Source organism: Pseudomonas sp. 2VD (genome assembly GCF_005503585.1).
In the GTDB taxonomy this organism is placed as follows: domain Bacteria; phylum Pseudomonadota; class Gammaproteobacteria; order Pseudomonadales; family Pseudomonadaceae; genus Pseudomonas; species Pseudomonas aeruginosa.
On the sequence record NZ_SCND01000221.1, the window covers coordinates 1 to 10379 of the forward strand.

A 10379-nucleotide genomic window follows, 5' to 3' on the forward strand; every position below is an offset into this window, starting at 1 on the left:
CTTCAAGGCCTTGCTCAACGAGTTGCGCAAGCGCCCGCACGCGGTGCTGTTCATCGACGAGATCCATACCATCATCGGCGCCGGTGCGGCATCCGGCGGGGTAATGGACGCCTCCAACCTGCTCAAGCCGGTCTTGTCCTCGGGCGAGATCCGCTGCATCGGCTCGACCACCTTCCAGGAGTTCCGCGGCATCTTCGAGAAGGACCGGGCCTTGGCGCGGCGCTTCCAGAAGGTCGACGTGACCGAGCCGTCGGTGGAAGACACCTATGGCATCCTCAAGGGCCTCAAGGGGCGCTTCGAGCAGCATCACCACATCGAGTACAGCGACGAGGCGCTGCGCGCCGCGGCCGAGCTGGCGGCGCGCTACATCAACGACCGGCACATGCCGGACAAGGCCATCGACGTCATCGACGAGGCGGGCGCCTACCAGCGCCTGCAGCCGGAAGAGAAGCGCGTGAAGCGCATCGAGGTGGCGCAGGTCGAGGATATCGTGGCGAAGATCGCGCGGATCCCGCCGAAACACGTCACCACCTCCGACAAGGAGTTGCTGCGCAACCTCGAACGCGACCTCAAGCTGACCGTGTTCGGCCAGGACGACGCCATCGAGTCGCTGTCCACCGCGATCAAGCTGTCCCGGGCCGGGCTCAAGGCGCCGGACAAGCCGGTCGGCTCGTTCCTCTTCGCCGGTCCCACCGGCGTGGGCAAGACCGAAGTGGCGCGGCAGTTGGCGAAGGCCTTGGGCGTGGAACTGGTGCGCTTCGACATGTCCGAGTACATGGAGCGGCATACCGTGTCGCGGCTGATCGGTGCGCCTCCGGGCTACGTCGGCTTCGACCAGGGCGGCCTGCTCACCGAGGCGATCACCAAGACCCCGCACTGCGTGTTGCTGCTCGACGAGATCGAGAAGGCTCACCCGGAGGTCTTCAACCTGCTGCTGCAGGTGATGGACCACGGCACCCTGACCGACAACAACGGGCGCAAGGCGGACTTCCGCAACATCATCCTGATCATGACCACCAACGCCGGCGCAGAAGTGGCGGCGCGCGCGTCGATCGGCTTCAACCAGCAGGATCACACCACCGATGCGATGGAAGTGATCAAGAAGAGCTTCACCCCGGAGTTCCGCAACCGCCTGGATACCATCATCCAGTTCGGCCGCCTGAGCACCGAGACGATCAAGAGCGTGGTCGACAAGTTCCTCACCGAGCTGCAGGCGCAGCTGGAGGACAAGCGCGTCCAGCTCGAGGTCAGCGATGCGGCGCGCGGCTGGCTGGCGGAGAAGGGCTACGACGTGCAGATGGGTGCGCGACCGATGGCGCGGCTTATCCAGGACAAGATCAAGCGGCCGTTGGCCGAGGAGATCCTGTTCGGCGAGCTGGCCGAGCATGGCGGCCTGGTGCATGTCGACCTGAAGGGCGACGAGCTGGCCTTCGAGTTCGAGATCACGGCGGCGGAGCCCGCCTGATCCGAGCGCGGCAACGAAAACGCCCGGCAGATGCCGGGCGTTTTCTTTTGCAATCGGCGAGCCGCAGCGGCTCGTGTCGACTCAGCGGGCGCGGTAGGTGATGCGGCCCTTGCTCAGGTCGTAGGGCGTCAGTTCCACGCGGACCTTGTCGCCGGTGAGGATGCGGATGTAGTTCTTGCGCATTTTGCCGGAGATGTGCGCGGTGACGACGTGCCCATTTTCCAACTCCACACGGAACATGGTGTTGGGCAGGGTGTCGACGACAGTACCTTCCATTTCGAAGCTGTCTTCTTTCGACATGCAGTAGAGCCCTCGGTATCTATGGGTGGCCCTTTCAATGAGAGGTGGGCCGTGAAAAGCGGCGTGCATTGTGCCAGAAAATCGACAATAGCGCCACACGGCTATCAGGTGAGGGCGACCCAGCGCTGGTTGACGAACAGTTCGATGGGCCGGTACTGGGTTTTGTAGTTCATCTTGCGGCAATTCTTGATCCAGTAGCCCAGGTAGACGGCCTGCAGGCCCAGGCGTTCGGTCTCGGCGATCTGCCAGAGGATCGCATAGCGTCCCAGGCTGCGCTGCTCTTCGTCGGGATCGTAGAAGGTATAGACGGCCGAGAGTCCGTTCGGCAGCACGTCCGTCACGGCTATGGCCAGCAGGCGGCCATGCAGGCGGAACTCGAAGAAGCAGCAGAAGGGCAGGTCGCGGACCAGGAAGGTGGCGAACTGGTCGCGGCTGGGCGGATACATGTCGCCGTCGGCGTGGCGTTGCTCGATGTAGCGCCGATAGAGGTCGTAGTACTCCTCGTTGAAGCTCGGTCGCTTGCGGATCACCTGCAGTTCCGCATTGCGCTTGAGGATGCGCCGCTGCTGGCGGTTCGGGCTGAAGCCGGCGACCGGTATGCGCGCGGCGATGCAGGCGGTGCAATGCTGGCAGTGCGGACGATAGAGATGGTCGCCGCTACGGCGGAAGCCGACTTCCGACAGCGAGGCGTACAGCTGCGTGTCCATGGGCTGGCTGGGATCGAGGAACAGGGTGGTTGCCTGCTCCTCGGGCAGGTAGCTGCACGGGTGCGGTTGCGTCGCGTAGAACTTCAGTCGGGCGAGTTCGGTCATGGTGAACTCCAGCAGGGACCCATAAGCAAGTTTATGCCAGGCACGGAAACTCGCCTAAAAATCCAGGTCGCCGGTAGGAGGCTGGTCGCGATAGCGTTGCAGGTAGTCGGCGAATTCCCCCCGGCTGATGGCGCGGGCGCCCAGGCTGTGCAGGTGGCGGGTCGGCATCTGGCAGTCGATGAGGACGAAGCCGGCGTCGCGCAGATGGCGGACCAGCGTGACGAAGCCGACCTTGGAAGCGTTGTCGGCGCGGCTGAACATCGATTCGCCGAAGAACAGCCTGCCCATGGCCAGGCCGTAGAGGCCGCCGACCAGTTGTCGCTCCTGCCAGACTTCCACGGAGTGGGCAATTCCGCGCAGGTGCAGCTCCTGGTAGGCCAGTTGCATCGGCGTGGTGATCCAGGTGCCGTCGGCGTAGTCACGCGGCGCGGCACAAGCCTGGATCACCGCCCGGAAGTCATGGTTGAAAGTGACTTCGAAGCGTTGCTGGCGCAGGCACTTGGCCAGGCTGCGGGAAACGTGCAGTTCGTCGGGGAACAGGACGGTGCGCGGGTCGGGCGACCACCAGAGGATCGGCTGGCCATCCTGGTACCAGGGGAAACAGCCGTGGCGATAGGCTGCGACCAGGCGTTGCGGATTGAGGTCGCCTCCGGCCGCGAGCAGCCCGTTGGGCTCCTGCAGGGCCTTGTCGAGGGGCGGAAAGTCGAAGTCGGTGCGGGAAAGCCAGGTCAGCATGGCGGGGTAGGGGAGGGCGGGCCTCCCCCGGGTCCGATCAATGGTCGTCGAGGTATTTTTCGGCATCCAGCGCGGCCATGCAGCCGGCGCCGGCGGAAGTGATGGCCTGGCGGTAGACGTGGTCGGCCACGTCGCCGGCGGCGAACACGCCTTCGATGCTGGTCTGGGTGGCGTTGCCTTCGCTGCCGCCGTGGATCCGCAGGTAGCCGTCGCGCATTTCCAGTTGGCCCTGGAACAGGTCGGTGTTCGGCTTGTGGCCGATGGCGATGAACACGCCGGCCAGCGACAGTTCGCTGGTGCTGCCGTCGATGGTGCTCTTCAGGCGTACGCCGGTGACGCCGCTGGCGTCGCCCAGCACCTCGTCCAGGGTGGTGTTCCAGTGCAGGCGCACGTTGCCGTTCTCGGCCTTGTCGAACAGCTTGTCCTGGAGGATTTTCTCCGAACGCAGCTTGTCGCGACGGTGGATCAGGTGGACTTCCTTGGCGATGTTGGCCAGGTACAGCGCTTCCTCGACGGCGGTATTGCCGCCGCCGACCACGCAGACCACCTGGTTGCGGTAGAAGAAGCCGTCGCAGGTGGCGCAGGCGGAAACGCCCTTGCCCATGAAGGCTTCTTCCGACGACATGCCCAGGTATTGCGCGGAGGCACCGGTGGCAATGATCAATGCATCGCAGGTATAAGTGCCACTATCGCCCTTCAGTGTGAAGGGGCGCTGTTGCAACTCGGCGGTGTGGATGTGGTCGTAGACGATCTCGGTGTCGAAACGCTCGGCGTGCTGCTGCATGCGGGTCATCAGCGCCGGGCCGGTAAGGCCTTCGACGTCGCCCGGCCAGTTGTCGACTTCGGTGGTGGTGGTCAGCTGGCCGCCTGGCTGGATGCCGGTGATCACCACTGGCTTGAGATTGGCGCGTGCGGCGTACACGGCGGCGGTATAGCCGGCCGGACCGGAGCCCAGGATGATGAGGCGCGAATGCTTGACTTCACTCATAAAAAGACTCCATAAGCCTTTGTCACATAAGAAAATGCGTGCTCCAATGGAGCCGCCTGAAGAGTTCTGCCGGCTATGCTACACCTATCCGCAAAAGGCCGGCAAAACCCCGGGGCCGGGATCAGCCACGCACGGATTGCCGCTGATTTCGGGTGTGATTTTTCAGAGTTTCCCTAAAGCCGTACAATAGGCGCGTTTTGACCAAGACAGCTTCTAAAGCACCAGCCGTGCGCAGGAAAAATAGCGATTTGAAGGATTCGACCACCGCGAGCCATGCCGCCGCATGGCGTCAGCAACTGCATTCCCGCCTGAAGGAAGGGGTCCTGATCGCGCTGGGCGCGCTCTGCCTCTACTTGTGGATGGCTCTGCTCACCTATGACCCGGCCGATCCGAGCTGGAGTCACTCGAGCCAGGTTGACCAGGTGCAGAATGCCGCCGGTCGGCTCGGTGCGGTATCCGCCGATATCCTGTTCATGACGCTCGGCTACTTCGCCTACCTCTTTCCGCTGTTGCTGGGCATCAAGACCTGGCAGGTATTCCGCCGCCGCAACCTTCCGTGGGAATGGAACACCTGGCTGTTTTCCTGGCGCCTGGTCGGGCTGATCTTCCTGATCCTGGCCGGCTCGGCACTGGCCTACATCCATTTCCACGCCAGCGGCCACATGCCGGCCAGCGCCTCGGCCGGCGGCGCCATCGGCCAGAGCCTGGGCCGCGTCGCGGTGGATGCGCTGAACGTGCAGGGCAGCACGCTGGTGTTCTTTGCCCTGTTCCTCTTCGGCCTGACGGTGTTCGCCGACCTCTCCTGGTTCAAGGTGATGGATGTCACCGGCAAGATCACCCTGGACTTCTTCGAACTGATCCAGAACGCCTTCAATCGCTGGATGGGCGCGCGCGCCGAGCGCAAGCAACTGGTCGCGCAACTGCGCGAGGTCGACGAGCGCGTCGCCGAGGTGGTGGCGCCGAGCGTGCCGGACCGCCGCGAACAGTCCAAGGCCAAGGAGCGCCTGCTGGAACGCGAAGAGGCCCTGGCCAAGCACATGAGCGAGCGGGAGAAGCGCCCGCCGCCGAAGATCGATCCGCCACCGCCGCCGAAGGCCCCGGAGCCGAGCAAGCGCGTGCTGAAAGAGAAGCAGGCGCCGCTGTTCGTCGATACGGCGGTGGAGGGCACCCTGCCGCCGCTGTCGCTGCTCGACCCGGCGGAAGTGAAGCAGAAGAGCTACTCGCCCGAGTCGCTGGAGGCGATGTCGCGCCTGCTGGAGATCAAGCTGAAGGAGTTCGGCGTCGAGGTCAGCGTGGATTCGGTGCATCCGGGCCCCGTGATCACCCGTTTCGAGATCCAGCCCGCGGCGGGGGTCAAGGTCAGCCGCATTTCCAACCTGGCCAAGGACCTGGCGCGCTCGCTGGCGGTGATCAGCGTGCGGGTGGTGGAAGTGATTCCCGGCAAGACCACTGTCGGCATCGAGATTCCCAACGAAGACCGGCAGATGGTGCGCTTCTCCGAAGTGCTGTCGTCGCCGGAGTACGACGAGCACAAGTCCACCGTGCCGCTGGCCCTGGGCCACGACATCGGCGGTCGGCCGATCATCACCGACCTGGCGAAGATGCCGCACCTGCTGGTGGCCGGTACCACCGGCTCCGGTAAGTCGGTGGGGGTCAACGCCATGCTCCTGTCGATCCTGTTCAAGTCCACGCCGAGTGAGGCGCGACTGATCATGATCGACCCGAAGATGCTCGAACTGTCGATCTACGAAGGGATCCCGCACCTGCTCTGCCCGGTGGTCACCGACATGAAGGAAGCCGCCAACGCCCTGCGCTGGAGCGTGGCGGAGATGGAGCGGCGCTACCGCCTGATGGCGGCCATGGGCGTGCGCAACCTGGCTGGCTTCAACCGCAAGGTGAAGGACGCCGAGGAGGCCGGCACGCCGCTGACCGACCCGCTGTTCCGTCGCGAAAGCCCGGACGACGAGCCGCCGCAGCTGAGCACCCTGCCGACCATCGTGGTGGTGGTCGACGAATTCGCCGACATGATGATGATCGTCGGCAAGAAGGTCGAGGAGCTTATCGCCCGTATCGCGCAGAAGGCGCGGGCGGCCGGTATCCACCTGATCCTGGCGACCCAGCGGCCGTCGGTGGACGTGATCACCGGCCTGATCAAGGCCAACATCCCGACCCGGATCGCCTTCCAGGTCTCCAGCAAGATCGACTCGCGCACCATCCTCGACCAGGGGGGCGCCGAACAACTGCTCGGCCACGGCGACATGCTCTACCTGCCGCCGGGCACAGGCCTGCCGATTCGCGTACACGGCGCCTTCGTTTCCGACGACGAGGTGCACCGGGTGGTCGAGGCCTGGAAGCTGCGCGGCGCGCCCGACTACATCGAGGACATCCTCGCTGGCGTCGACGAAGGCGGCGGCGGTGGCGGTTCCTTCGATGGCGGCGACGGCTCCGGCGAAGGCAGCGAGGACGACCCGCTCTACGACGAGGCGGTACGTTTCGTCACCGAGAGTCGCCGGGCATCGATCTCCGCCGTGCAACGCAAGCTGAAGATCGGCTACAACCGCGCCGCGCGGATGATCGAGGCGATGGAGATGGCCGGCGTGGTCACCCCGATGAATACCAACGGCTCCCGCGAAGTCATCGCGCCGGCGCCGGTTCGTGATTGAACCCGACAGGTTTTAGAGGATTCCGATGCGACTGATCCGCACGTTGTTCGTTGCCGCCCTGGCCATGGGCGCTTCGCTGGCCCATGCCGACGACAGCGCCGCCGTCCAGCGCCTGACCGGCCTGCTGAACAAGGCCCAGACCCTGACCGCGCGTTTTTCCCAGCTGACCCTGGACGGTAGCGGCACGCGCCTGCAGGAAACCGCCGGCCAACTGAGCCTGAAGCGGCCGGGACTGTTCCGCTGGCATACCGATGCGCCGAACGAGCAATTGCTCATTTCCAACGGCGAGAAGGTCTGGCTGTACGACCCGGACCTGGAGCAGGTGACCATCCAGAAGCTCGATCAGCGCCTGACCCAGACGCCGGCGCTGCTGCTCTCCGGCGACATCTCGAAGATCAGCGAAAGCTTCGCCATCACCTACAAGGAAGGCGGCAACGTAGTCGATTTCGTGCTCAAGCCGAAGACCAAGGACACCCTCTTCGACACCTTGCGCCTGTCGTTCCGCAGCGGCAAGGTGAACGACATGCAGATGATCGATGGCGTCGGCCAGCGCACCAACATCCTGTTCTTCGACGTGAAGATGAACGAGGCGCTGGATGCCAAGCAATTCACCTTCGACGTTCCGCCGGGCGTCGACGTGATCCAGGAGTAAGCGCAAGCCGTGGATCTGTTCCGCAGCGAGCCCGTCGCGCAGCCCCTGGCGGCACGGCTGAGGCCCGCAAACCTGGACGAGTACGTGGGGCAGGAACACCTGCTGGCCCGCGGCAAGCCCTTGCGCGAGGCGCTGGAGCAGGGCGCGCTGCACTCGATGATCTTCTGGGGCCCGCCGGGAGTCGGCAAGACCACCCTGGCGCGGCTGCTGGCGCAGGTGTCGGACGCCCATTTCGAGACCATTTCCGCGGTGCTGTCCGGGGTCAAGGAGATCCGCCAGGCGGTCGAGGTGGCCAAGCAGCACGCGGCGCAATACGGGCGCCGGACCATCCTGTTCGTCGATGAGGTGCACCGCTTCAACAAGAGCCAGCAGGATGCCTTCCTGCCCTATGTGGAAGACGGCACGCTGATCTTCATTGGCGCGACCACCGAGAACCCGTCCTTCGAGTTGAACAATGCGCTGCTTTCGCGGGCTCGCGTGTATGTCCTCAAGAGCCTCGACGAAGCCGCCCTGCGCAAGCTGGTGGGCCGCGCGCTGAACGAGGACAAGGGCCTCGGCAAGCGCAAGCTGAGGCTGCCGGAGGAGAGCTTCCAGGTTCTCCTGGCCGCCGCCGACGGCGATGGGCGGCGCCTGCTGAACCTGCTGGAGAATGCTGCCGACCTCGCCGAGGACGGCAGCGAGATCAGTCCCGAACTGCTGCAGAATCTGCTCGGCGACACCCGCCGGCGTTTCGACAAGGGTGGCGAGGCGTTCTACGACCAGATCAGCGCGCTGCACAAGTCGGTGCGCGGCTCCAATCCCGACGCGGCACTCTATTGGTTCGCGCGCATGCTCGACGGTGGCTGCGATCCCCTGTACATCGCCCGGCGGGTGGTGCGCATGGCCAGCGAGGAGGTTGGCAACGCCGATCCTCGCGCTCTCGGCCTGTGCCTGTCGGCCTGGGACGTGCAGGAGCGTCTGGGCAGCCCCGAAGGCGAGCTGGCGGTGGCCCAGGCCATCGTCTACCTGGCCTGCGCGCCGAAGAGCAATGCGGTGTACAGCGCGTTCAACGCGGCGATGCGCGACGTCGCCGAAAGCGGCTCGCGGGAAGTGCCATTGCACTTGCGCAACGCGCCGACCAAATTGATGAAGAGCCTCGGCTATGGCGAGGAATACCGCTACGCCCACGACGAGCCGGATGCCTATGCCGCCGGAGAGGATTATTTCCCCGAGGATCTGGAGCCGCGGCGTTACTATCAACCGGTGCCGAGGGGCCTGGAACTGAAGATCCGCGACAAGCTGGAACACCTGGCCGAGCTGGATCGCACCAGTCCCCGCCAACGCAGAAAATCCTGAGCGGTATGGGCTCGGCGGAGCTAGCCAGGCTTCCGCGACGGCGTCGATGACGTCGCCGGGGCCGGCGAAGCGCCAACCGGGCCACGAACCGCCGATAACCGACACGAGACGAGAAAAGAGCATGCTCGATCCCAAACTGGTACGCACCCAGCCGCAAGAAGTGGCTGCCCGCCTGGCCACCCGTGGCTTCCAACTGGATGTCGCGCGCATCGAAGCGCTGGAAGAGCAGCGCAAGTCGGTACAGACCCGTACCGAGCAACTGCAGGCCGAGCGCAACGCGCGCTCCAAGGCGATCGGCCAGGCCAAGCAACGTGGCGAGGACATCGCGCCGCTGCTGGCCGATGTCGACCGCATGGGCTCCGAGCTGGAGGAAGGCAAGCGCCAGCTGGACGCCATCCAGGGCGAACTGGATGCCATGCTGCTGGGCATTCCCAACCTGCCGCACGAGTCGGTGCCGGTCGGTGCCGACGAGGACGCCAACGTCGAAGTGCGTCGCTGGGGCACGCCGAAGACCTTCGATTTCGAGGTCAAGGACCATGTCGCCCTCGGTGAACGGCACGGCTGGCTGGATTTCGAGACCGCCGCCAAGCTTTCCGGCGCGCGCTTCGCCCTCATGCGCGGCCCGATCGCCCGCCTGCATCGCGCCCTGGCGCAGTTCATGATCAACCTGCATACCGCCGAGCATGGCTACGAGGAGGCCTACACCCCCTATCTCGTCCAGGCTCCGGCGCTGCAAGGCACCGGCCAGTTGCCGAAGTTCGAGGAGGACCTGTTCAAGATCGGCCGCGACGGCGAAGCCGACCTCTACCTGATCCCGACCGCCGAGGTTTCGCTGACCAACATCGTCTCCGGGCAGATCCTCGATGCCAAGCAGTTGCCGCTGAAGTTTGTCGCCCATACCCCGTGCTTCCGCAGCGAGGCTGGTGCCTCCGGGCGCGATACCCGCGGCATGATCCGCCAGCACCAGTTCGACAAGGTGGAGATGGTGCAGATCGTCGATCCGGCCACCTCCTACGAGGCGCTGGAAGGCCTGACCGCCAACGCCGAGCGCGTCCTGCAACTGCTCGAGCTGCCGTATCGGGTGCTGGCGCTGTGCACCGGCGACATGGGCTTCGGTGCGACCAAGACCTACGACCTGGAAGTCTGGGTTCCCAGCCAGGACAAGTACCGCGAGATTTCCTCCTGCTCCAACTGCGGCGACTTCCAGGCCCGGCGCATGCAGGCCCGCTACCGCAATCCGGAAACCGGCAAGCCCGAGCTGGTGCACACCCTCAACGGCTCCGGCCTGGCCGTCGGTCGCACCCTGGTGGCGGTACTGGAGAACTACCAGCAGGCGGACGGCTCGATCCGTGTGCCGGAAGTCCTCAAGCCCTACATGGCTGGCATCGAGGTGATCGGCTGACATGGATTTCCTGCCGCTGTTCCACTC

At 65.0% G+C, this 10379-nt stretch carries 9 protein-coding genes; 5 read left to right on the forward strand and 4 right to left on the reverse strand.

The annotated features are described in order from the left end of the window. Positions 1-1465 (forward strand): AAA family ATPase (locus FFS27_RS21305; protein WP_137952194.1); only part of this gene is annotated, 1465 nt, incomplete at its 5' end. Positions 1466-1546: 81 nt separating this feature from the next. Here FFS27_RS21305 and infA read toward each other — a convergent pair. The 4 genes from infA to trxB all read right to left on the reverse strand — a co-directional run bounded on the left by infA (position 1547) and on the right by trxB (position 4300). Next, positions 1547-1765 carry a translation initiation factor IF-1 gene (infA, locus tag FFS27_RS21310; RefSeq protein WP_002553999.1) on the reverse strand — a complete coding sequence of 73 codons (219 nt, stop codon included), beginning with the start codon at positions 1763-1765 and terminating at the stop codon, positions 1547-1549. Between the two features lie 104 nt (positions 1766-1869). Next, positions 1870-2577, reverse strand: coding sequence for an arginyltransferase (locus tag FFS27_RS21315; protein ID WP_003097644.1), 708 nt, complete (start codon positions 2575-2577; stop codon positions 1870-1872). A 54-nt stretch (positions 2578-2631) separates the two neighbouring features. Beyond that, positions 2632-3312 carry a leucyl/phenylalanyl-tRNA--protein transferase gene (gene aat / locus FFS27_RS21320; protein ID WP_003131120.1) on the reverse strand — a complete coding sequence of 227 codons (681 nt, stop codon included), beginning with the start codon at positions 3310-3312 and terminating at the stop codon, positions 2632-2634. Between the two features lie 37 nt (positions 3313-3349). Further along, a complete protein-coding gene (trxB, locus tag FFS27_RS21325; protein ID WP_003090421.1) occupies positions 3350-4300 on the reverse strand; it encodes a thioredoxin-disulfide reductase in 951 nt (316 codons plus the stop codon). Positions 4301-4527: 227 nt separating this feature from the next. Here trxB and ftsK point away from each other — a divergent pair, with 227 nt between their 5' ends. The 4 genes from ftsK to serS all read left to right on the forward strand — a co-directional run bounded on the left by ftsK (position 4528) and on the right by serS (position 10352). Beyond that, positions 4528-6963 carry a DNA translocase FtsK gene (gene ftsK / locus FFS27_RS21330; RefSeq protein WP_003131123.1) on the forward strand — a complete coding sequence of 812 codons (2436 nt, stop codon included), beginning with the start codon at positions 4528-4530 and terminating at the stop codon, positions 6961-6963. Positions 6964-6988: 25 nt separating this feature from the next. Beyond that, entirely contained in the window at positions 6989-7615 is a 627-nt protein-coding gene (gene lolA, locus FFS27_RS21335; protein WP_003090414.1) for an outer membrane lipoprotein chaperone LolA, read from the forward strand. A 9-nt stretch (positions 7616-7624) separates the two neighbouring features. Then, complete coding sequence (locus FFS27_RS21340; protein ID WP_003097632.1) at positions 7625-8950, forward strand: replication-associated recombination protein A; 1326 nt, start codon at positions 7625-7627, stop codon at positions 8948-8950. A 121-nt stretch (positions 8951-9071) separates the two neighbouring features. After that, complete coding sequence (serS, locus tag FFS27_RS21345) at positions 9072-10352, forward strand: serine--tRNA ligase (protein WP_003097631.1); 1281 nt, start codon at positions 9072-9074, stop codon at positions 10350-10352. Positions 10353-10379: the final 27 nt, after the last annotated feature.

Excerpts from the sequence above, each read along its gene's own strand:
- lolA (WP_003090414.1), top strand. The coding sequence starts at position 6,989 with ATGCGACTGATCCGCACGTTGTTCGTTGCCGCCCTGGCCATGGGCGCT.
- serS (WP_003097631.1), top strand. The coding sequence starts at position 9,072 with ATGCTCGATCCCAAACTGGTACGCACCCAGCCGCAAGAAGTGGCTGCC.
- infA (WP_002553999.1), bottom strand. The coding sequence starts at position 1,765 with ATGTCGAAAGAAGACAGCTTCGAAATGGAAGGTACTGTCGTCGACACC.
- FFS27_RS21315 (WP_003097644.1), bottom strand. The coding sequence starts at position 2,577 with ATGACCGAACTCGCCCGACTGAAGTTCTACGCGACGCAACCGCACCCG.
- trxB (WP_003090421.1), bottom strand. The coding sequence starts at position 4,300 with ATGAGTGAAGTCAAGCATTCGCGCCTCATCATCCTGGGCTCCGGTCCG.
- aat (WP_003131120.1), bottom strand. The coding sequence starts at position 3,312 with ATGCTGACCTGGCTTTCCCGCACCGACTTCGACTTTCCGCCCCTCGAC.